This window comes from Sphingomicrobium marinum, from assembly GCF_026157105.1.
Lineage (GTDB): Bacteria > Pseudomonadota > Alphaproteobacteria > Sphingomonadales > Sphingomonadaceae > Sphingomicrobium > Sphingomicrobium marinum.
The window spans coordinates 1212381-1234914 of sequence record NZ_JANPVQ010000001.1; the positions used below are offsets into that span (position 1 = coordinate 1212381).

Here is a 22534-nt window from a genome sequence, read left to right on the forward strand (position 1 = left end):
CTGGCTCGGGGTGGATCCGGCTTCGAAGACCGCGATGGTTCCTCCGAATGCGCTTGCGGTCATCAAAAGCGCCAGTACTGCAACGAAGATATTGTTGGTCATTTCGCTTCTCCCTGTCTTCCTGTCTCGGCATTCTTGCTTCGACATGATTGGGATAGGCGCATCGGACCCGGACATCCTGACGCCTTCGTGGAAACAATCTGACTCAGAATCTTTTCAGAATTGGCGCAAATCTGCTACTCACGGCTGCGTAACAGGGAGTAGCTCGGCGATCATGGCTCAAGTTGTTGGTAGGGGCTTGGCAATTGGCGAGTTCCGAATTGATCTAGGTGATGAACGCCTGTTAGGTCCGCACGGACCTGTGAAACTTGGAAACAAGGCTTTTCAAGTACTTGTCGCCTTGGCCGAGCGCGACGGTCGCCTGCTTACCAAGGACAAGCTTTTCGAAAGCGTATGGGACGGCATGGCCGTTTCAGAATCGGCGCTGACGACCACGGTCCGCGAATTGCGCAACGCTTTGGGTGATCCGTCGCGCCATCCGCGCTATATCGAAAGCGTTTACGGGCGCGGATATCGGCTGATCGCGTCGGTGCGTCCATGGGACGGCAAGGACCTGCCGTCGGTCCAGCCGAGCCGTGCCGCTCAGCCGGCACCAAAGCCGGAGAAGGCCAAGGGAGCCCCGCCGCGTGTCGTCATGGGCGACTTCAAGGATGAGGCCGTTACCGATACGCATCCGCACGCCGGCGATGCCATGCGCGAAGAGGTGCTGCTTGGCTTGTCGCGTTTCCGTGAAATCCAGGTTATCGCCAACGCGGCCGGCATAAAGGGCGGGGGCGATCGCGATTATCAGCTCGACGCCACGCTGCTGCCCGACGGCAACGACGTGAAGATCGTGGCGCGTGTGCACCGGCTGGGTGACGGCGGCGTGGTCTGGGCGGAAACGATGAAGCTCGACGGTAGCGGGCTCGGGGCGGGGATCGAAAAAATCGTTCGCCAGATCGTGGGGGCAGCGTTGCCCGCGCTCGACCAGGATGTGTCGATCGGGATCGGTGACGCGGCCGGTAGCATTTTCGACCGCTATCTCGTCGCCAAGCGACATAGCGTGGAAGCACAGACCCGCGCGGAAGCCGAAGATGCGGCGCGCGAGCTTGAGGCGATCGTTGCCGAGCAGCCGGGCTTCGCGCTGGCCTATCCGCCGCTCGTGCGGCTCTATAATATCGATTATGGCTATACGGCGTTGGGCTCCACCAGCCCGGTCGAACGCGCGCGCGCGCTTGAGCTCGCCAAGGCGGGGCTCGCGGCCGATCGCAGCCATGTCCACGCCTATACCGTGCTGGGCTTTTGCCATCTCTATCACGGAGAGTTTGATCAGGCGCATTCGTCGTTCGAACACGCCCTGGAACGCAACCCTTTCAACCCGGTACGCCTCAACGAGGTCGCCACCGGCATGCGCTATCTTGGTGATTTCACCCGCTCGCGCGAGCTGATCGAGCAGTCACGCGATATCCAGCCCTTTGCGGACGACAACAGCCAGGAGGATCTTGGCCACCTCTACATGTTGGAAGGCGACTGTGACGCAGCGGGCAAATGTTTCGCCAAGGTGACGGTCGCATCGATCTGGACGGAGCTGTATGCCGCCATCTGCGCGCATCACAAAAGCCCGTCAAAGGGCATCAAGGCAGTCGATAAATGGCGCAAGCGTGTCGTCGATCAGTGGCACCGCCCGATCCCGCCGAGCAGCGAGGAAATCTTCGAATGGTTCCGCTTTCATCATCCCTACAAGGATGATGCCGGCGCCAAGCTGATCGAAGCCGTCAAGGACGCATTGGGCGTCGAGTGATCTCCTCATCCAGTTGCCGGACCCAGCGCGTGCGCGGTGGGTGGGCAGCGGGAGAGGCTAGCGGGCAAGTCAACGCAAATGGAATAGCACCAAGTGCGTCGAGCTGCTTGCGCTGTATGTGGCTGTCTGCAATGGCCTGAAGCGTTGCGCGGTCCGCCAGATCGGCGGCTGCGGCGATCATCGCGGGCCAGTCCCGGTCGGCAAAATGGATGTCGTGCCAGCGAGCTAGAAGCTGCTGCGCCAACGCTTGATCGGGATGGCGTTCGAGCGTGGCGCGCACGTCGACCATTGCCACAGTGATGGCCTTCCATCCGATACGCGCATCGCCGTGGACGAGCGCGACTTCATCGTCGCCTATCAGCTTGCCACTGGCATAGTCGCCGGCGATCTGCCCGAACCCAAGCATGCCGAAGGATGACAGCTCGGCATACCGCAGCGCCCCCATGCTGGCCGCGCCGATAAGCGTTGTCCCCTCTGCCATAAGGGCCAGACATTCCTTATGGGTGACCGCCGCCCGCGTATCGAACAGGCCATCGATCAGCAGCACGCGCTGGGGTGTTTTGGCAACAAGTTTGAGAAAATCACCGGCCTGTGCGGGTGGTCGCCACTCGACCTCGCTAAAAGCGTCGCGCAAATCGCGCGGTATGGACGGTCCTGCAAATACGATCATGCCCGTCGCTCTCTTGCCAGCGACCCCATGCCGGGCACGAAAGCGCGTTCGATCCAGAAGCCGTCACGTTCGAGAATGGAGACAAAGCAGCAGCAATCGAATCCCGTACCCGACAACGCTTCAGCGATAGCTTCGACAGTCGTCGGCCCGGTTCCCCCAGCGTCATAGTGCGACGGAGAAACGCCTGGGTTCGGGGGTGGGGCCAGCGCAAACGACACCACTCGTTCCGGCTGGTCGTAAAGTGACGGAAGGCAGTCGTCGCGCGATGCGGAAATGAAGGTAAGCCTGCTCTGCACGGCTTCGGCCACCGCCTTGAACAAGGCGATCTCGGCATCGGGATGGGCGGCGTGCCCGACGATCGCGCGATACGGACGTGAATCCTTCGAATGGTCGTCGATCGATGCGGCAAAGGCCGGGCCGATCGCCGGCAGGCGGAAGACCCTCAGGCTGCCGCCTGCGGCGGCGATGCGATCATGAAGATCGGCAAACCAGTCATACGGAACGGTGCCGGGCATGATTTCATGCTGGAGCCTCGCAATTATGTCGGTGCCAAGAAATGCACGCAGCGCGTCGCGCTCGATCAATTCGTAGAGCGCCGTACGCCGTGCATCCTCCTGGCTTGTCCCCATAGCCAGTCCGGCGCTCGAACGTTCGAAGAGCGACGGTTCAGGCAGGGTGAAATCAAGGCTCACACACTTGAACGGGACCCAGCAATAACTGGCGTCAATGCGCTCGGCCCGCGTCCATTGTACTTCCTGGTCGGGAGCAGGGGGCGCATTGCGGTGGCGGGCAAAGTCGGCCAGGTCATGTGGCCGCTCGTTCGCATCAAGATCGCGCCACGTGCAGGTCGGGCCATTTGCCTCGAACCGTTCGGCCGCATCGCTTTCGGCAGCTTCCAGCAGGGCCCCAAGCTGCGCGTCCGATGCACGCGCGCCCTTACCCTGGTGTACCGAGAGGGCGCGGCTCATCGGACGAACCGCCTGCCAGACAGGCAAACCGATCCGGTCAAGCCGGGTAATGTCTGCCAGTCGGGTGACGCCGGATGATTTCGCTAGCTGCTGCGCCCGAGCGAGCAGCGAAGCTGCTGCGGTGCGCCGCCCGTCGACCGGGCCCATCGACCTTTAGTCGTCGTCGCCAGTATTGACGCCGCTGAATGCAACGGTGCTGAAATCCACCGCGGGATACCACGTATTAGGGGAATCGTGCACTTCCTGGAATTTATCCGCCATGTCCTGCACGCCCTTTTCCATGGCCGCTTTCCAAGCCTGGTCGGGCTGCTTTTGCGCTGCCTTCGGATCGTAGACCAGCAGCTTACCATTGGTCATGTAATAGGTATCGCCAACCTTGATGACGAAACGGGTATGAGCGTTCGGGCCATTCGGTTTACCGGGCATTTTGGTTCTCCCCACAGTTCCACGTGCTCAGGATAAACACTACGGTCAGCAATAACCAGTGTGAGTTTTGCGCTGAACAAATTTTCATCCCGAAGATCGTCTGGCAGGCGCCACTTAGAGCTCGCCATTGTCGCGGACGCAAAAAAGCCCGGGCAGTGGAGGTGCCCGGGCTTTCTCTTGCGTGACGATTGCTCGTCAGCCCCCAGTTGCTGCCAAGGAAAGAGCAAAGCAGCGAGGCGCACGCTAGTCTCGCTTGATCGCGCTTGTGAAGAGGATTCGGGCGGCTGTGTCACATTAAGGCGCTGCCTGTTGCACCTATGCCACGATTGGCGCTTGTATGGGGACCGCCACTGGGGCAAAGCCCTCGCAATCGCAGCATAAACCGGAGCAATGCCAGGTGCGCCTGTCCCAAGCCTTTCTTCCCGTCCTTAAGGAAACGCCCTCGGGCGCGGAAATTGCCAGCCACAAGCTGATGTTGCAGGCGGGCCTCATCCGCCAGACCGCGGCGGGCATCTATGCATGGCTGCCGCTGGGCATACGGGTGCTGAAAAAGATCGAGCAGATCGTGCGCGAAGAACAGGATCGCATCGGACAGGAAATGCTGATGCCGACTATCCAGCCCGCCGACCTGTGGCGCGAGAGCGGCCGTTATGACGCCTACGGTCCCGAGATGCTGCGGATCACCGACCGGCACGATCGCGAGATGCTGTACGGTCCGACGAACGAGGACATGATCACCGCTCTCTTCAGGGACGATGTGAAGAGTTACCGCGAACTCCCTCGAATGCTTTATCATATCCAGTGGAAGTTCCGCGACGAGGTGCGCCCGCGCTTTGGCGTGATGCGCGGCCGCGAATTCCTCATGAAGGATGCCTACAGCTTCGATCTCGACGAAGAAGGCGCCAAGCTTTCCTATTACCGCCAGCTGCTCGCGTATCTGCGCACCTTCCGCCGGATGGGGATCAAGGCGGTGCCGATGCAGGCCGATAGCGGGCCCATCGGCGGCAAGCTGAGCCACGAGTTCCTCGTCCTCGCGCCCAATGGCGAAAGCGAGGTCTTTTATGACGCCGCGGTCGAAGACGTCGACCTCGACCGTGACGGGCTGTCATATGACGACGACGCTGGCCTCAAGGCGCTGTTCGATGAAGTCACGGGTGCCTATGCGCGAACCGACGAGACGCACGAGGAAGAATATTGGGCACAAGTGCCCGAAGACGCCAAGCGCACCGGGCGCGGCATCGAGGTCGGACATATCTTCTATTTCGGTCCCAAATATTCGGAAGCCATGGGGCTGAAGGTTTCCGGATCGGACGGCAGCATGATCACGCCGATGATGGGCAGCTACGGCGTCGGCGTGTCACGCCTCGTCGGCGCCATCATCGAAGCCAGCCATGACGAAAACGGCATCATCTGGCCCGAGGCCGTCGCGCCCTGGAACGTCGGCATCGTCACCATGCGCGCCGATGATGACGCGACCGTGGCCGCTGCCGAAAGCCTCTATGGCGACCTGCAAGCCGCGGGCCTCGACGTCCTTTACGACGATCGCGACGAACGCGGCGGCGTGAAGCTTGGCGGCATGGATCTGATGGGCTTGCCCTGGCAGGTGATCATTGGTCCGCGCGGGCTCAAGGACGGCGTGGTCGAAGTCAAAAACCGGGCCACCGGCGAACGCGAGCAATTGACGGTTCAGGATACGCTGGCCAAGCTTAGCTCATGATCCTCAATCGCCACGAGCGGATGATCGCTCGGCGCTACCTCCTGCCGCACAAGGGCGAAGGCTTCATCTTCGTCGTCGCGGGCTTCTCCGTCGGCGCGGTCGCGCTGGGTGTCGCCGCGCTTATAATAGTCATGAGCGTCATGAACGGCTTTCGCGCCGAACTCTTCGATCGCATCGTCAGCCTCAATGGCCATGCCATCGTGCAGGGCTATGACGGTCGCCTCGAAGGTTGGCAGCAGGTACGCGCGGCAGCGCAGGGAACGCCCGGCGTCGTTTCGGCGCAACCACTGATCGAACAACCGCTGATGGCGTCGGCTAACGGCCGCGTCGAAGGCATACTGCTGCGCGGCAACGTGATGGAGGATATCAGGGGCAACCCGCTGATCGCCGATAACATCAAGGCCGGTTCGCTCGACACACTCCAGCCCGAAAGCGGCCGTGTCGCCATCGGTGCCAAGCTGGCGGAATCGCTGGGCGCCTATCCCGGCAGCGAAATCTCGCTGATCAGCCCGGAAGGCCGGTCGACCCCAGTGGGTACCGTGCCGCGCATCGTCACTTACGAAGTGGCGGCGATCTTCGAAGTCGGCGTCTACGATTATGACAAGGCATTCGTGATCATGCCGATGCGCGATGCGCAGACCCTGCTGATGATGGGCGACAATGTCGCGATGGTGGAAATCGAGGTCGAAGATCCGGACCGCGTCCAGCAGGTCGTTTCGGCGTTGCAGCCTGCCGTGCAGGGCAAGGGCATCATTGTCGACTGGCGTCAGATGAACACGGCGCTGTTCGAAGCGCTGGAGATCGAACGCGTCGTCATGTTCGTGGTGCTGTGTATCATCATTCTCGTCGCCGCCTTCAATATTGCGAGTTCGCTGATCATGCTGGTGCGCGCCAAACGGCGCGACATCGCGATCCTGCGAACCATGGGAGCAAGCCGCGCGGGGATGAGCCGCATCTTCATGACCGTCGGGGTGTCGATCGGCCTAGTCGGTATCGTCATCGGCGCGATCCTGGCTGCGATCTTCCTGTTTTTCCGCCAGTCGGTCGTCGATGCAATCCAGGCCGTCAGCGGCGCGGAACTGTGGGACCCTTCGGTCCGCTTCCTGTCCGAACTGCCTTCGCGTACCGATCCCTTTGAGGTGGCCGCGATCATCATCGTAACGCTCGTGATGGTATTCCTCTTCACGCTGTTCCCGTCGCGCAAGGCGGCGGCGACCGATCCGGTCGAGGTGCTGCGCTATGAGTGACGTCGTCCTCCAGACCGCCGACCTGAAGCGCAGCTTCACGCAGGGGCACGTCACCATCGATGTGCTGCGCGGCGTCAACCTCGACATTCGCAAGGGCGAAATCGTGGGCCTGCTCGGTCCGTCGGGGTCGGGTAAGTCGACGCTGCTTCAGGCGGTGGGACTGCTCGAAGGCGGGTTCGAAGGCTCGATCCGCATCGCCGGCACCGAAGCATCGCGCCTCGACAGCGATGCACGGACCGAACTGCGCCGCGACACGCTGGGCTTTGTTTACCAGTTTCACCATCTGCTCCCGGATTTCGATGCGCGCGAAAATGTCATCCTGCCGCAGCTTATTGCCGGTGCCAGCCGCGCCGATGCCGAGGACCGCGCCGACAGCCTGCTGACGCGCCTCGGACTTGGCGAACGCCTCGATCATCGCCCGGCCAAGCTTTCGGGAGGTGAGCAGCAACGTGTCGCCGTGGCGCGCGCGCTCGCCAACAAGCCGCCGCTGGTGCTGGCCGACGAACCTACCGGCAATCTTGACGAGGCGACCTCCGAGCGCGTCTTCTCGGCCTTCCTCGAGCTGGTGCGTGAAGAAGGCTCGGCGGCCTTGGTTGCCACGCATAACGAAGGCCTTGCCGCGCGCATGGACCGTGTCGTCCGCCTTCACGAAGGCGTCCTGGCCTAGAGGCGGTCGCCGAAACGAGCGGGTCGGTCAGCGAGCCGCGCTTTGCGGGTGCACGGCGACTGCTACACGGTCGCCAACAGAAATAGGGGGACGAAAATGATCACGACGCTCGTCATGTTGCTTCAGGCTGCTCAGCCAACGCCGGCGCCTACGCCGCCGCCGCCGCCACCTTGCGCTAGCGAGCGCCATGCCGAATTCGATCTCTGGGTTGGGGAATGGGAAGTCTATGCGACCAGCAATCCCGAAACCAAGGTCGCGGACAGCAAGATCGAGCGGCTCTACAATGGCTGCGCGGTGCGCGAGAACTGGATGCCCTTGCGCGGGGCAGGGGGCGGCAGCCTCAACAGCCTGCGAGACGACGGACGCTGGCACCAGCGCTGGACAGGTTCGTCTGGCGAGACGGTCGATTTCGTGGGCGGGCTCGACGCTGCGGGGCAGATGGTAATGACAGGTTGGTGGGCCAATTTCGGCGGACCGGGGCAACACCGCTTCGTGCGGATGACCTACACGCTGAACGAGGACGGCTCGGTACGCCAACTCGGCGAAGTGTCGGCCGATCATGGGGCGACCTTCACCACCGGTTACGACCTGATCTACCGACCCAAGGCCGACGCCGCCGATTAGTTGTGGATAAGTCGGGGCCAGCCGCTTTTCAGCAGGCCTCGCGATGCGCATAGTGCAACAATGGTCTATGTCCCGCTGCGCATCTTTTCGTCCTTCACCATGCTGGAGGGCGCGATCGAACCCAAGGCCATCGCGAAGCTTGCTCGCAAGCACGGCTTTCCCGCCGCGGGGCTCGCCGATCGCAACGGGCTCTATGCCGCGATGGGGTTTTCGGATGCCGCTTTCGCGGAATGCGTGCAGCCGATCATAGGGACGATGCTCGCCGTGCGCCGCCCGCCGGGCATGGGCGGCGACGATATAGACTGGGTCGCGCTCTATGCGCAGGACGAGACGGGTTACGACAATCTGTGCAAGCTCGTTTCAGCTGCCCATCTCGACCGTCCGGTCACCGAAGATCCGCACGTCACTTTCAAACTGCTCGAAGCCCATTCGGATGGTCTGATCGCGCTGACCGCCGGTGCGGAAGGCGCTGTCGCGCGTCTCTATGCCAAAGGACAGGCAGACAAGGCGGGCGACTATGCGCGCCGTCTCGCCCGATCGTTCGAGGGTCGCCTTTATGTCGAGCTGTCGCGCCGCGGAAACGAGATCGAGAAGGCCGCCGAAGACGCGCTGATCGACCTCGCCTATGCCGAAGGCTGGCCGCTGGTCGCGACCAATCCGGCGCACTATGACACGCCCGATTTCCATGCCGCGCACGACACGATGTTGTGCATTGCAGGATCGACCTATGTCGAAAATTCGGACCGCAAGACATCATCGCCCGAAGCCTGGTTGAAGCCCGCCAGCGTGATCGAGCAGCTGTTCGAAGACTTGCCCGAGGCGATCCACACTTCGGGGGTGATCGCGCAGCGCTGTGCAGTGCGCAGCCCCAAGCGCCGTCCGATCCTGCCGACCATGTCCGACGACGAAGACGATGCGCTGCGCAAGGCTGCGCACGAAGGCTTGGAGAAGCGCATTGCGGCCAAGGAGGAGAGCGAAAAAGCGCCCTATCGCGAACGGCTCGACTATGAGCTCGATATCATCGCCAACATGGGCTTTTCGGGCTACTTCCTGATCGTTGCCGACTTCATCCAGTGGGCCAAGGACAACGATATCCCGGTGGGCCCTGGGCGTGGTTCGGGTGCGGGCAGCGCAGTGGCGTGGAGCCTGCTCATCACCGATCTTGATCCGCTCGAGCTCGACCTGCTGTTCGAACGCTTCCTCAACCCTGAACGCGTGTCGATGCCCGACTTCGACATCGACTTCTGCGAAACGCACCGCGACAAGGTCATCGCCTATGTCCAGGAAAAATATGGCCGTGACAAAGTTGCGCAGATCATCACCTTCGGACGCCTCAAGGCTCGCGCCGTGCTCAAGGATACGGGCCGCGTACTCCAGATGAGCTACGGACAGGTCGATCGCTTGGCCAAGCTGGTGCCCAATTTACCCGCCGATCCGTGGGACCTCAAACGCGCACTCAATGGAGTCAGCGAGCTCGCCGCCGAGGTGAAGAACGATCCCGAGGTCAAGAAACTCTACGATCTCGCAATGAAGCTCGAAGGCCTGCCTCGTCACTCGTCGACCCACGCGGCGGGCGTGGTGATCGGCGACCGCCCGCTCGACCAGCTCGTTCCGCTCTACCGCGATCCGCGCTCGGACATGCCGGTTACCCAGTTCGATATGAAGCATGTCGAGCAGGCCGGGCTGGTCAAGTTCGATTTCCTTGGCCTCAAGACCCTGTCGGTCTTGAAGGAGGGGCAGCGCCTCCTGAAAAAGCGCGGTATCGAGCTCGATTACGCATCGCTGCCGTGGGACGACGAGGACGTCTACAAGCTGATGCAGCGGGGCGACACGGTCGGCGTGTTCCAGCTCGAATCCGAAGGGATGCGGCGCACGCTCGCCGCCGTCCGGCCCACCAATTTCGGCGACATCATCGCGCTCGTCTCGCTCTACCGCCCGGGCCCGATGGACAATATCCCGCTGTTCGGCGACCGCAAGAATGGCCGCGCCGAACTCGCCTATCCGCACCCGATGCTCGAGGATGTGCTCAAGGAGACTTACGGCATCTTTGTCTACCAGGAACAGGTGATGCAGGCCGCGCAGGTGCTTGCGGGCTACAGTCTCGGTGACGCCGATTTGCTCCGCCGCGCGATGGGCAAGAAGATTCAGTCCGAAATGGACGCGCAGCGCCAGCGCTTCGTCGAGGGTGCCGCCAAGAACGACATTTCGCCCGAGAAGGCCAACGAATTGTTCGACTTGATCGACAAGTTCGCGGGTTATGGTTTCAACAAGTCGCACGCGGCTGCCTACGCTCTCGTCGCCTATCATACCGCGTACCTGAAGGCGCATTACCCGGCCGAATTTTATGCCGCGTCGATGACCTACGACATGAACCTGACCGACAAGCTTGGCCTGTTCGTCGAGGACGCGCGCAAAGCGGGGGTCGAGGTACTGGCGCCCGCGATCAACGAGGCGCGCGCGACGTTCGATGTTCAGGATGGTAAGGTGCGATACGCGCTCGGCGCGCTCAAAGGCGTCGGTGAAAAGGCGATGGAGCAACTCGTCGCCGAACGCGAGGCCAAGGGCCCCTTCAAGAGTCTCGAGGATTTCGCCGCGCGCATCGATCCGCGCTTGCTCAACCGCCGCCAGCTCGAGGGGCTTGCTTCAGCCGGCAGCTTCGACGGGCTCAACGATGATCGCGCCAGCATCCATGCCGGGGCCGAGACCATATTGCGCCATGCCCAGTCCGCCGCGTCCGAGCGCGAAAGCGGGCAGGCGGCGCTGTTCGGCGGGGCAGGCGATGCGGATAACGAGTTGGCCGAAATCCGGCTGCCAAAGGCCGAATGGACGCTTGCCGAGCGCATGGGCGCGGAACGCGATGCCTTCGGCTTCTATTTCTCCTCGCATCCGGTCGAAGCGCAGCGCCACCTGCTCACCGCGCACCGGGTCAAGACCTTCGCCGAGCTGGGTTCATTGCCAATGCCTGCGGAAGGCGGACGGACGCAGACGATGATGGCGGGCCTGGTTGAAGAAGCGCGGTGGCGCACGAGCCAGAAAGGCCGTCGCTACATGATGTGCACCCTGTCCGATCCGTCGGGCCAATTCGGCGCGATGGCGTTCGATGACGCCGTTACTGCCGCGCTGGAGGAAGCGGCGAAGTCGGGTGAACCCGGCCTCATCACCGCCGAGCTCGATCGCCGTCCGGGCGAAGAAGAACCGCGTGTCGCGGTGACACTGTTCAGGCCGCTATCGCAACTGTCGGAAAGCCAGCGCCTCAAGCTCGATCTTCATATCCCTGACGCTTCGGGCATCGCGCTCGTTCAGTCGGCGCTGGAACGCGGCGGCCGCGGCACCGTGCGCCTGCATGTGCCGATTGCCGACGGCCGCACCGCCGTGATGCTTGTCGGCCGCGATTTTCAGCTCGACGCGGATGTTGCCGATCGCCTCTCCCGCTTGCTGGGCGAACCCAACGTCGAACTCGCGGCGGACATTCCGGAACGTCCGCGCCTGGTGCATTCCGCCGCGGGCTAGGGTTGGTCCGGCACGTCCGGCTGGGGCGGTGGAACGTCATCCGGGTTCGGATCGGCAGGCGTGATCGGGGGATCGGGATCGATCGGCTGCGGCGCAGGGTCGTCCTGCGGCGTCGGAGGGCTGTCTGGCGCAGGCGCCGGCTCGACCTCGGGCGGCTGCTGCGGCGGCGTGGGGGTCGGCTTCGGGTCGGATGGATCGGGGTTGTTCACGGGTGCATCTCCTTCGGCATATACACACGCATCGAGCCCATCGCGTTCCACGATACTCATGCGCGTTGCGATGGTTGACCCGTATCGTGCGGTAAAACCGCTGGGGTTGCGCGCCGGGCGCTCCTTGGGCAGCGGCAGCACTGCCGCGATCGCCGCAGCCTCGCGCCGCGACAGGCTGGACGCATCCTTGTCGAAATAGCGCCGCGCGCCTTCGGTCACGCCGTACGTCCCGATGCCCGTCTCGGCGACGTTGAGGTAAACTTCCATGATGCGCCGTTTCCCCCAAATATTCTCGATCAGGAAGGTGAAATAGGCCTCCATTCCTTTGCGGAAATATCCGCCACCCTGCCACAGGAAGACATTCTTCGCCGTCTGCTGGCTGATGGTCGATCCACCGCGAATACGGCCTCCCTGCGCGTTGCGGCGACGCGCTTCCTCGATCGCTTCCCAGTCGAACCCGTCATGGCTGCAGAACTTGCTGTCTTCGGCGGCGATGACGGCGCGCACCATGTCGCGATCGATCCGCTCGAGCGGGTCCCAATCCTTGGTGAGGCTGCTTTCGTCCATGATCATGGTTGCGGTGATCGGCACGGGCACCCAGCGGTAGAAGACCACCAGCGCAAGACTGCTCAGGAAGAGCAGGAACAGCGTCCAGAACAACCATTTGACGATCTTGCGAACCAATATGACCTCCTTAGCCGCTTGCCGCATTGCACCATGGGCCTTACATCGCCCCCATGACTTCGACCAACGATATTCGCCGCAGCTTTCTCGACTATTTCGAGAGTCAGGGCCACGAACGGGTGCCCAGCGCGCCGTTGGTGCCGCACAACGACCCGACGCTGATGTTTGTCAACGCCGGCATGGTGCCGTTCAAGAACGTGTTCACGGGGCTCGAGCAGGTGTCGTACACGACCGCAACGTCGAGCCAGAAGTGCGTGAGGGCGGGCGGCAAGCATAACGACCTAGACAATGTCGGTTATACCGCGCGCCACCACACCTTTTTCGAAATGCTCGGCAATTTTTCGTTCGGCGACTATTTCAAGGATGAGGCGATCAGCCATGCTTGGACGCTGCTGACCAAGGAATGGGGCTTGTCGACAGACAAGCTGACCGCGACCGTCTATCACACCGATGACGAGGCGTATGATCTGTGGCGCAAGATTTCGGGGCTGCCCGAGGAGCGTATCATCCGCATCGCCACGAAGGATAATTTCTGGGCCATGGGCTCGGACGGGCCGTGCGGACCGTGCAGCGAGATTTTCTACGATCATGGCGACCATATCGAAGGCGGCCCGCCGGGAAGCCCGAACGAGGATGGCGACCGCTTTGTCGAGATCTGGAACCTCGTCTTCATGCAGCATACGCAGGCTGCCGACGAAATTGTCGGCGACCTGCCCAAGCCCAGCATCGACACGGGTATGGGCCTGGAGCGCATTGCTGCGGTCATGCAGGGCGTCCACGACAATTACGATACCGACCAGTTCAAGGCGCTGATCGCCGCGTCGGAAGATCTGACCAAGACGAAGGCCGAAGGCGAGCGGCAGGCGAGCCACCGCGTGATCGCCGATCATCTGCGTTCGTCGGGCTTCCTGATCGCCGATGGCGTGCTGCCGTCCAATGAGGGGCGCGGCTATGTGCTGCGCCGGATCATGCGCCGCGCGATGCGCCATGCGCATATCCTTGGCGCGGCCGAACCGCTGATACACCGCCTGGTGCCCGAGCTGCTGTCCGAGATGGGGAGCGCCTATCCTGAATTGGTGCGCGCGCAGACGCTGATCGAGACCACGCTGCACGACGAGGAAGTGCGCTTCCGCCGCACGCTGGCCAACGGGCTCAAGCTGCTCGACGAAGCGACCAGGGACATGGGCGAGGGCGATGCGCTGCCCGGCGAAACCGCGTTCAAGCTCTACGACACGTACGGTTTTCCTTTCGATCTGACCAAAGACGCGCTGCGCCGCGAGGGGCTGAGCGTTGATCGCGAAGGCTTCGATGCTGCCATGGCGGAGCAGAAGGCCAAGGCACGCGCAGCGTGGAAGGGTTCGGGCGAGCAGGCAAGCGATGAATTGTGGTTCGACCTTGCCGATGAAGTCGGCGCCACCGAATTTACCGGATACCTGTCGGGCGAGGGCGAGGGCGTGGTGCAGGCTATCGTCAAGGACGGTACGCGCGTCGACAGCGCGGGCGAGGGCGACGAGGTGATGCTCGTGCTTAACCAAACGCCCTTTTATGGCGAAAGCGGCGGACAGGTCGGCGATGCCGGCAGCCTGTCCTCAAAGGCCGGCTTTGCAGCGATTGTCAGCGACACGTCCAAGCCGCTCGGCAAGCTGCATGTCCTGCACAGCAAGGTGACCAAGGGTAGCGTGAAGGTTGGCGACAGCCTGCACCAGGAAATCGACGTCGAACGCCGCGACCAGACACGCGCCAACCACTCGGCGACGCACTTGGTGCACGCGGCGCTGCGTAACCGATTGGGCGACCATGTCACGCAGAAGGGCAGCCTTGTCGCGCCCGACCGCTTGCGCTTCGACTTTTCGCATCCCAGCGCTCTCACCGCGGACGAAATCGCCGACATCGAGCGCGAGGTGAACGAAGAAATTCGCGCCAACGAGATCGTCGATACGCGGCTGATGACGCCCGACGATGCCATTGAAGCTGGTGCACTGGCGCTGTTTGGCGAGAAATATGGCGATGAGGTCCGCGTTTTGTCGATGGGTCGCAAGACCGACAAGAGCTATTCGGTGGAACTGTGCGGCGGGACGCATGTCCGCGCCACCGGCGACATCCAGCTGTTCAAGATTATTAGCGAAAGCGCGGTGTCCTCGGGCGTCCGTCGCATCGAGGCGCTGACCGGTGAGGCGGCGCGCATGTGGCTGATCCAGCGCGACGCCAAGTTGCGCGATGCCGCCAACAGCCTGAAGGCCGCGCCCGACGAGGTGCCCGAGCGAATCGCCGCGCTGGTGCGCGAGCGCAAGCAGCTCGAACGCGAACTTGCCGATGCGAAGAAAGCGCTCGCGATGGGCGGCGGCGGCGCGAAGGACGCGCCTGGCCCGGAAGAGGTCGCCGGCATCGCCTTCATGGGCCGCGTGGTGGAAGGCCTTGAGCCCAAGGCGCTGCGTCCCACGGTAGACGACATGAAGAGGGAGCTCGGTTCGGGCATCGCCGCCTTGGTCGCGGTCAATGACGGCAAGGCCAGCGTCGCGGTGGGTGTCACCGATGACAAGACGAACGAAGCGAGCGCCGTCGACCTCGTCAAGGTCGCGGTCGAAGCGCTGGGCGGCAAGGGCGGCGGCGGCCGTCCGGATATGGCGCAAGGCGGCGGGCCCGATGGCGACAAGGCGGAGGAAGCGCTGGCAGCGGTGAAAGACGCGCTGGCCAGCTCGGCAGCGTGACCCCGGGCGCCCGCGTCCAGGCGGCCATCGAAATCCTCGACACGGTGATCGCGTCGGCGCGCGACAACGGTCCGCCCGCCGATGCCATCGTGCGCCAATATTTTCGCGAGCGACGGTATGCCGGGTCGAAGGATCGCCGCGCGGTGCGCGAGCATGTCTTCGCGGCCATCCGCCATTGCGGTGAGATGCCCGAAAACGGCCGTGCCGCGATGCTCGGGCTGGCGAAGGAAGATGCGCCGCTCGCGGGGTTGTTCGATGGGCAGGGGCATGCGCCCGCACCGATCGAAGCTGGCGAAACCGCCTGCGAGGGTCGGCTTCTACCGACCTGGCTGGAAAATGAACTCCATCCGCTCGTATCGAGTGACGAATGGCCTGCCTTGCTGGCGCGCGCGCCGCTCGACCTTCGCGTCAACATAGCGCGCACGACGCGGGATGCCGTTTTGCCGTCGTTCCCGGACAGCAAGCCGACCATGCTTGCGCCTCACGGCATCCGCCTCGACACCGATACGCGCATCGACCAGCATCCGGCGTACCGCGACGGACTTGTCGAGGTGCAGGACGAAGCCAGCCAACTCGTCGCGCATGCCTGCGATCCGCGAGACGGTGCCCTTATCGTCGATTTATGTGCAGGGGCGGGGGGCAAGTCGCTTGCGCTTGCCGCACTAACACCCGACGCTCGAATAGTCGCCGCCGACATCAGCCGTGCGCGCCTGTCGCAACTGCCGCCGCGCGCCGAACGCGCCGGAGCGACAAATATTGAGACACGCCTTCTCGATACGCCGCGAGAAGCGGAGATGCTCGCCGACCTCAATGGCCAAGCGGACATCGTCCTGATCGATGCCCCCTGTTCGGGATCGGGCACGTGGCGGCGCAATCCGGAAGGGCGGTGGCGCCTGACGCCGGAGCGTCTCGACCGGCTCGTCGAAACGCAAAGCCGCCTGATCGACCTTGCCTTGCCGCTGCTCAAACCGGGCGGAAAGCTGGTGTACGTGGTCTGCTCGCTCCTTTCCGCCGAGGGAGAGGCGCAGGCGAGCGCCGCGGCAAGCCGTCATTCAGGCTTGGCGTGGCAAGACAGTCTCGACTTCGGTCGAAAGGCAGGAGCCGGACGATTGCTGACACCCGCCCATGACGGCACCGATGGCTTTTTTATCGCCACTGGCGTGAAGTCGTGATAACGCGCGGTAATATTTGGGAGATTTTGATGCGTATCAGTCCGCTAGTTCTCGTCCTCGGTGTGACCGCATCGACCATGTCGGTTGCCGGCATGGCGCAGCGCCAGCCCGTCGATCCGGCGTCTGCCGCGTTGGTCAAGCAAGCCGAAGAACTGATGGCTCAGGGCAAGCTTGTCGAAGCCGACGATACGCTCGAAGCCGCGCTCGTCATCGATCCCAAAAACGAAGATGCGTTCACCGCGATGGCCAAGGTGGCGATCGAACAGCGTCTCTACGGGCAGGCGATTAGCTATGGCCGCAAGGCGCTGATCATCGACCCCACCGATCGCGAAGCACTCGCGGTGCAGGGCGAAGCGCTGGTGCAGATCGGCGCGACCGACCGCGCACGCCAGAACCTCGCCAAGCTTGCAGAACTGTGCGGTGATGATTGCGCCGAGCGGACCAAGCTCGCGGCGGCGATCCGCCGCGGCCCGGTGCTCGTGGCTGCCGAAACGCCCGACGCGCCCCAACCCAACTAGAGTTTTCTAGCCAATTCGATCCATTCGTCGACGCTGACCGTCTCGGCGCGCCGCGTCTCATCGATTCCGATTGCCGCCAGCGCATCGAGTGCGCCCGGTACGCTCTTGAGACTTTGCCGCAGCATCTTTCGGCGCTGTCCGAACGCGGCTGCGGTCAGTCTGGTCAGAACCGCCGGATCGACGCCCTCGGGGGCTGCTTTTGGAACGATATGCACCACAGCGCTCTCCACCTTGGGCGGCGGGACGAACGCCGAACGGCTGACTTTCATTGCGATGGAGGGCGCCGAACGCCACTGCGCGAGCACGGCCAGTCTGCCGTAGGCGCTGGTGCCGGGTTCGGCGACGATGCGCTGCGCGACCTCGCGCTGGAACATGAGGGTGAGCGAGGCCCAGAATGGTGGCCATTCCCCGCCATCAAGCCACCCCGTCAGCAACGCCGTCCCGACATTATAGGGCAGGTTCGCGACAATGTGCGCGCCGCGCCCGACGGTCGCTTCGGCGTCGATGGCCATGGCATCGCCTTCGATCAGCGTCAGCATGTCGCCATACTCACTCTTGAGCTCTTGCAGCGCCGGAATGCAGCGCGGATCACGTTCGACCGCGATGACGCGTGCACCCGCGTCGAGCAGCGCGCGGGTCAGGCCGCCGGGACCGGGGCCCACTTCGAAAACGGTCTGGTCCGAAAGATCGCCCGGGATCGCCGCAATGCGCGCCAGCAGCTGTCGGTCGAGAATGAAGTTCTGGCCCAGCGCCTTGCTGGCGGACAAGTTGTGCCGCGCGATGACCTCGCGAAGCGGCTCGACACTCACTTGCCGATGGCCATGCCAGTGCGGCCATGTTCGGCAAGACGGCGGCGATGTGCCGCCGCTTCGGTGGCGCAGTGCATGGCAGCGGCCATTGCGGTCGGCGTCGCCAGATCCTGCCCGGCAATATCGAACGCCGTTCCATGATCGGGCGACGTACGCACTATAGGCAGCCCCAGCGTGATGTTCACGCCTTCATCGAAATGCAGCGCTTTTAGCGGGATCAATGCCTGGTCATGATACATGCACAAGGCGGCGTCGTAATTGGCGCGCGCGCGCTCATGAAACATGGTGTCGGCAGGGTGGGGGCCGGTGACGACCCAGCCTTCACTGCGCAGCTGCTCGATGGCGGGTTCGATGATCTCGACATCCTCGTGCCCCAACGCACCGCCTTCGCCAGCGTGCGGGTTGAGACCCGAAATCGCCAGACGCGGCATGTCGATGCCGAAATTGCGGATCAAGCCGCGAAGTGCCGCCCGGCCGCGTGACGCCACGATCTCGACGCTGAGTGCATCTGCGGCCATCGACAAGGGGATGTGCGTTGTCACCGGCACGGTGCGCAGCGTCGGCCCTGCCAGCATCATCGCGACATTGTCGCGCGAGACACCGCAGCGCTCGGCGACGAATTCGGTCTGGCCGGGATGGGTGAAGCCAACTTCGTAAAGCTGCTGCTTCGACACCGGGCCCGTCACGACCCCCGCTACCGAGCCTGAACGCGCCAACCCGACCGCCAGTTCGAGCGAATCGTAGGAACAGCGCGCGCCATCGCTGTTCGGTTTGCCCGGATTGATCTCGCTGTCGCATTCGATTGCGATCACCGGCAGCCCGTTGGCAAACGCCTCGGCGCCTTCCTCGGGGTCTTCCACGACCGCGATCGGGATGTCCGAAACCGCGCTGATGGATTGCGGATCGCCGATCGCCACGAAAGGCGGGAGCCCTTCGACGTGGCGGTTTTCCCAGCACTTGGCGACCACTTCCGGACCGATCCCGGCCGGGTCACCCAGGCTGACGGAAAGCGGCAGCACCGCGCCAGCGCCTAGCGGAATTCGATAATGGCGTCGCGGCGAAGGTCGCGCAGATAACGCTGGGCGCGGCTGTTTACGCGCTGCTGGTTCATCTGGTTGTAGACCTGATCGAAGCTGGGCATGCCGGGCTGCTGCTCGTCGCGTCCGCAGATGACGAGGATGCGGACACCTTCATCGAGCGAACCGAACGGCTGCGTTGCCTGGCCGACCTGCATCGGGATCATCATCTGCTGGAGGGCAGGAGGAAGATCGCGCATGCTGACACCGTCCGACTGGACGACCTGGCCGCCGAAGTTGGCGGCGATCGCGTCTGCACCGCCGCAGCCGCCGACATTTTGCGCCGCCGTGCTGAAGCGCTCGACGCGGGCCAATGCGGCCTGCTCGCTCATGCCCGGATCGAAACCTATCGTGACCTGCTTGAGGCTCAATACTGCATCGCGCGGGTCAGCCGTCAGGATCGTGCGCGAATCCTGGATCGCGATGATCGAATAACCGCCCGCGACGGGGATCGGCACGCTGACCGCACCCGGACGAAGGCTGGTGACAGCTTCGGCGAGTTCGGGGGGCAGCTGACCGGGCTGCACCCAGCCAAGGTCGCCGCCGACCGCTGCCGTCGACGCCTGGCTATATTGGCGTGCATAAGCGGCAAAGCTACCGCCCTGTCCAAGCTGTTCGAGGATATTCTGGGCCGTCTGGCGCACTTCGGCATCGGTCGCGGGGGTTGCCGGGAGATAAATCTCGGCAACACGATATTCGGTCGTGCCCTTGGACGCTTCGAGCCGATCAAGGACGGCCTGCACTTCTTCGTCGCCCACCGAAACGGTGCTTTCGATCTTGGCTTGCTGAAGGCGCTGCCACGCCATTTCGCCCTGCACCTGACGGCGGATCGAGCGGAGCGATGAGCCGTTGGCGGCGAGATATTCGGCCAGTTCGTCGGGGGTGCGGCCATTCTGTTCGGCGACCCGCACTACAGTGGCGTTGATTTCCTCCGGTGTCAGTTCGATTTCTTCCGCTGCGGCGGCTTGCACCTGGAGCGTCTCGTCGATCAGGTTGCGCAGCACCTGCTGGCGCAGGCGGTCGAGCTGTGCGGTATCGATCTGGCCGTCATTCGACAGCGCGACGAGCGCGAGGCGCTGTTCGACGTCGGTCGCGGTGATGACTTCCCCGTTGACGATGGCAGTCGCCTTGACGACCGGCGGCAAGGCCGCGCCAAAAAGTGTCGGATTGTCGGGCAAGGCCAGCGACTGCGCCGTATTGGTCTGCTGTTCAGGCTGAGCCTGCATGGCCATCGCCGCTCCACCGGCGAGCGCCACTGCGGCCATCGAAACCGCGATCCTGCGTGCAATTGTCATGATAGTCGTAACCCTTTGATCTTTTGCTCTTTCCTTGGCGGCATTTAGCTGAATGGCAGCTTAGCGGCCAAGCCCTTTCAAGATCACGCGGATCTGGAATGTGGACCCGCGATCGAATAATCCTGCGCGTTCATAGTCGCGTCTCCACGTCAAGCCAACCTCCAACGCGTCATCTTCGTAGGATACGCCCACGCGGTGCCGTGTCGGCTCGAATCCGTCGGCAAGACTGAGCGGATCTTCATCGCTGTTGGTGAGGTCGAGAACGACCGACCCGAATGCCGACCAGTTGTCGTCGATCTTGACGCGCCCGCCACCGCGCAATTCTTCCTTGTCGCGCAAATCCTCGATCGAAATGTCGATATCGCGGTCGAGCAGCAGGTAGCCGATCTGCGCATAGGTCTCGATGGTGCCGAGCGTGAGATCGAGCTCTGTCCGGCGAATCTTGAGGTCGTCCTTGTCGATCCGGAAGCGGTGGGTGAAATCGAGGAAGCGCCCGTAGCGCACGCGCGTGCGCCCGACGATGTCCGAAAAGCGATCGGTCAGTCCCGTCCCGTCCGGGAAAATGTCCGGCGACTGGTTGAGGCGATAGCTCTGCCCGATGTTGCTGCGGATCGAGACATTGGGAATATCGAGCATATATTCCACGCCGTAGGTGACGCGGCTGCCATCGTCCCAGCGATCGTATCCGGGGAATCGGTTGAGCGCGAAGAGGTTCGAATCCTCAAGGTCGATGGCGCGGGCGTCCTCGTTCGGGATATCGAGATTCTCGGTGCGCGGCGTCACCACGAGCTGGATGCGCGGCACGATGCGCTGCGTGCCACCGAATGCCGGCCCGATCAGCGGATAGCGCATGTCTGCCGCCAGCGCCCCGATCCCGCGGAAATTCCAACCTTCTTCGCCGCGATAGGCCTCGACATTGGTGCTCAGCACGTTGTTGGTGTGATAGACATCGCCGCGGGCATAGGCGGTCAGGGTCAATTCTTGCCCCCAGTTCGTCAGCAAGCGGCGATCCCACCTGGCACCCGCGAATGCGCGCTGCGTATCCTGGCCATCAACGCGCAGGATGGCGAGGCTGTTGGCCTGCAATTCCACCCGCCCGCCAACGGGCAGGTCGCTCAATCGCCAGCGCGCGTCGATCGCCGGCAACGCGACCGGTGTCGTCGCAAGCTCGTCATCGACCCGCAGGCCCTGGAACGCCCAGCCGGCGATCGAGATATAGGCGTCTTCGCTGAAACGCTCGAGATTGAGGAAACTGCGCAGCCGATCATCGCGCGTGATGTCGTAGCGACGGGTAACCGTCTTGTCCGAAGCGACCCGGCCTGATCCGGTCAGGCGCCAGTTCTCATCGAACTGGAGGCGTCCATTAGCTTCGAGATAACCGCGAACGTCGCGCTCCAGAACGGCATTGGGGTTCGAGAGCAGCTCGTCCTCGACCTCGCCATAGGTGAGGAAGCCGCCCACCTGCACCGCGCCTGTTGTCGTCAGCTGGCGATAAAAAGCCTCGATGGAGGGGAAGGCACCCGAATAGACCGTCGGTGTCAGCGTGAAATCGCGGTTGCGTGCCAGGCGCCAGTAATAAGGCTGGCTGATCTCGAGCCCGTTGATGCCCGAAATCGCAACCTCGGGGACGAGAAAGCCGGTAATGCCGCCAATCGGCCCCGGCTGTCCGATCGAGAATGACGGGATCGCGGGAAGCGCCACGCCGAAAAAGGTGAACTGTCCGCCCTTGAAGGTGAGCGTGCCGGTTTCCGCATCGCGGATGACTTGCGCGGCGCGGATCGACCAGCTCGGATTTTCAGGGCAGCCTGCGGCGGGGCTGATCGTGCATGGCGAATATATCGCGTTCTCCAGCGTGAGGTCGCCGTCGACGCTGGTAGCGCGCTCGGCCGCGATACGCCCGCCGGTATCGAGCGCGAGGAGCAAATTCTCGCTCATCCCGTTGGAAAATGCTTCGTCGAGCTCGACGTGATCGCCGATCACGCGGTCGCCCGTGGGCGAGAGCAGGACGACATTTCCTTCGGCCACGATCAGCCCGGTGCTGCGGTCCCAGGTGACGCGGTCGGCCGCGACATAATAGCCATCGCGGTTGGCCCGCACCTGGCCGGTTGCGGTGACGACCTGGTTGGCGCCGTCATAGGCGATCTCGTCGGCGCTGAAGACGATCAGGTCTTCTTGCGCCGCAGCCGCGATCGACGGATCGTCCTGCACGGCGGCAAGGGCAGGGGAGGCCATCCCCAGGATCAGCAGACTCGCGCCGCTCAACAACCGATTTGCACTACCGCTCATCGCCCCCGCTATTGCAGCTTGGCGCAGGGGCGGCAATCCGCCTTTGCCTTTTGACCCGCGCTTGTCTTATGTCGCGCACAAATTATCGAACATTTCGAGGTGTATTTC

At 63.2% G+C, this 22534-nt stretch carries 16 protein-coding genes and 1 pseudogene; 9 read left to right on the plus strand and 8 right to left on the minus strand.

Annotated elements, in window-relative coordinates; genetic code table 11:
• The first annotated feature begins 274 nt into the window (after nucleotides 1-274).
• Nucleotides 275-1840 (plus strand): winged helix-turn-helix domain-containing protein, encoded by a 1566-nt coding sequence (locus NUX07_RS06110; protein ID WP_265529641.1) that lies wholly within the window; start codon nucleotides 275-277, stop codon nucleotides 1838-1840.
• Here the strand turns inward: NUX07_RS06110 and NUX07_RS06115 are convergent.
• From NUX07_RS06115 to NUX07_RS06125, 3 genes are read right to left on the minus strand one after another with little or no spacing between them, the layout of a single operon-like run.
• Nucleotides 1815-2510: a TfuA-like protein gene (locus NUX07_RS06115; RefSeq protein WP_265529643.1), complete on the minus strand. Its 696-nt coding sequence runs from the start codon at nucleotides 2508-2510 to the stop codon at nucleotides 1815-1817. The two genes, NUX07_RS06110 and NUX07_RS06115, sit on opposite strands and share 26 nt — an antisense overlap.
• The gene (locus tag NUX07_RS06120; RefSeq protein ID WP_265529645.1) at nucleotides 2507-3625 is read right to left on the minus strand and encodes a YcaO-like family protein; all 1119 of its coding nucleotides are present in this window, start codon (nucleotides 3623-3625) and stop codon (nucleotides 2507-2509) included. Before NUX07_RS06120 ends, NUX07_RS06115 begins: the two co-directional genes overlap by 4 nt.
• Nucleotides 3626-3631: 6 nt before the next feature.
• Nucleotides 3632-3904 carry a hypothetical protein gene (locus NUX07_RS06125; protein WP_265529646.1) on the minus strand — a complete coding sequence of 91 codons (273 nt, stop codon included), beginning with the start codon at nucleotides 3902-3904 and terminating at the stop codon, nucleotides 3632-3634.
• Nucleotides 3905-4301: 397 nt separating this feature from the next.
• On the opposite strand from NUX07_RS06125, the gene proS reads away from it, so the two are divergent.
• The 5 genes from proS (at nucleotide 4302) to dnaE (ending at nucleotide 11669) form a co-directional block, all read left to right on the plus strand.
• The gene (gene proS / locus NUX07_RS06130) at nucleotides 4302-5621 is read left to right on the plus strand and encodes a proline--tRNA ligase (protein ID WP_265529647.1); all 1320 of its coding nucleotides are present in this window, start codon (nucleotides 4302-4304) and stop codon (nucleotides 5619-5621) included.
• On the plus strand, nucleotides 5618-6868 hold the full coding sequence (locus NUX07_RS06135) for a lipoprotein-releasing ABC transporter permease subunit (protein ID WP_265529649.1): 1251 nt from the start codon (nucleotides 5618-5620) through the stop codon (nucleotides 6866-6868). Before proS ends, NUX07_RS06135 begins: the two co-directional genes overlap by 4 nt.
• On the plus strand, nucleotides 6861-7535 hold the full coding sequence (locus tag NUX07_RS06140) for an ABC transporter ATP-binding protein (RefSeq protein WP_265529650.1): 675 nt from the start codon (nucleotides 6861-6863) through the stop codon (nucleotides 7533-7535). Before NUX07_RS06135 ends, NUX07_RS06140 begins: the two co-directional genes overlap by 8 nt.
• A gap of 96 nt (nucleotides 7536-7631) precedes the next feature.
• A complete protein-coding gene (locus NUX07_RS06145; RefSeq protein ID WP_265529652.1) occupies nucleotides 7632-8159 on the plus strand; it encodes a hypothetical protein in 528 nt (175 codons plus the stop codon).
• A gap of 60 nt (nucleotides 8160-8219) precedes the next feature.
• On the plus strand, nucleotides 8220-11669 hold the full coding sequence (gene dnaE, locus NUX07_RS06150) for a DNA polymerase III subunit alpha (RefSeq protein ID WP_265529653.1): 3450 nt from the start codon (nucleotides 8220-8222) through the stop codon (nucleotides 11667-11669).
• A gap of 227 nt (nucleotides 11670-11896) precedes the next feature.
• On the opposite strand, the pseudogene mtgA reads toward dnaE, so the two are convergent.
• A pseudogene (gene mtgA, locus NUX07_RS06155) lies at nucleotides 11897-12589 on the minus strand (monofunctional biosynthetic peptidoglycan transglycosylase); the annotation flags it as partial.
• Between the two features lie 26 nt (nucleotides 12590-12615).
• Between mtgA and alaS the strand changes: the two are divergent.
• The 3 genes from alaS to NUX07_RS06170 are packed head-to-tail and all read left to right on the plus strand — an operon-like array spanning nucleotide 12616 to nucleotide 16960.
• Nucleotides 12616-15270 carry an alanine--tRNA ligase gene (gene alaS / locus NUX07_RS06160; protein ID WP_265529654.1) on the plus strand — a complete coding sequence of 885 codons (2655 nt, stop codon included), beginning with the start codon at nucleotides 12616-12618 and terminating at the stop codon, nucleotides 15268-15270.
• Nucleotides 15267-16442 carry an RsmB/NOP family class I SAM-dependent RNA methyltransferase gene (locus NUX07_RS06165; RefSeq protein WP_265529655.1) on the plus strand — a complete coding sequence of 392 codons (1176 nt, stop codon included), beginning with the start codon at nucleotides 15267-15269 and terminating at the stop codon, nucleotides 16440-16442. Before alaS ends, NUX07_RS06165 begins: the two co-directional genes overlap by 4 nt.
• A gap of 29 nt (nucleotides 16443-16471) precedes the next feature.
• Nucleotides 16472-16960, plus strand: coding sequence for a hypothetical protein (locus NUX07_RS06170; protein ID WP_265529657.1), 489 nt, complete (start codon nucleotides 16472-16474; stop codon nucleotides 16958-16960).
• On the opposite strand, the gene rsmA is transcribed toward NUX07_RS06170, so the two are convergent.
• From rsmA to NUX07_RS06190, 4 genes are read right to left on the minus strand one after another with little or no spacing between them, the layout of a single operon-like run.
• Nucleotides 16957-17769: a 16S rRNA (adenine(1518)-N(6)/adenine(1519)-N(6))-dimethyltransferase RsmA gene (rsmA, locus tag NUX07_RS06175; RefSeq protein ID WP_265529659.1), complete on the minus strand. Its 813-nt coding sequence runs from the start codon at nucleotides 17767-17769 to the stop codon at nucleotides 16957-16959. The genes NUX07_RS06170 and rsmA overlap by 4 nt on opposite strands.
• Nucleotides 17766-18788 (minus strand): 4-hydroxythreonine-4-phosphate dehydrogenase PdxA, encoded by a 1023-nt coding sequence (gene pdxA, locus NUX07_RS06180; RefSeq protein WP_265529661.1) that lies wholly within the window; start codon nucleotides 18786-18788, stop codon nucleotides 17766-17768. Before pdxA ends, rsmA begins: the two co-directional genes overlap by 4 nt.
• An 11-nt stretch (nucleotides 18789-18799) precedes the next feature.
• Nucleotides 18800-20140 carry a peptidylprolyl isomerase gene (locus NUX07_RS06185; RefSeq protein WP_265529663.1) on the minus strand — a complete coding sequence of 447 codons (1341 nt, stop codon included), beginning with the start codon at nucleotides 20138-20140 and terminating at the stop codon, nucleotides 18800-18802.
• 60 nt (nucleotides 20141-20200) lie between these two features.
• Nucleotides 20201-22426 carry an LPS-assembly protein LptD gene (locus NUX07_RS06190; protein WP_265529665.1) on the minus strand — a complete coding sequence of 742 codons (2226 nt, stop codon included), beginning with the start codon at nucleotides 22424-22426 and terminating at the stop codon, nucleotides 20201-20203.
• Between the last annotated feature and the right edge of the window lie 108 nt (nucleotides 22427-22534).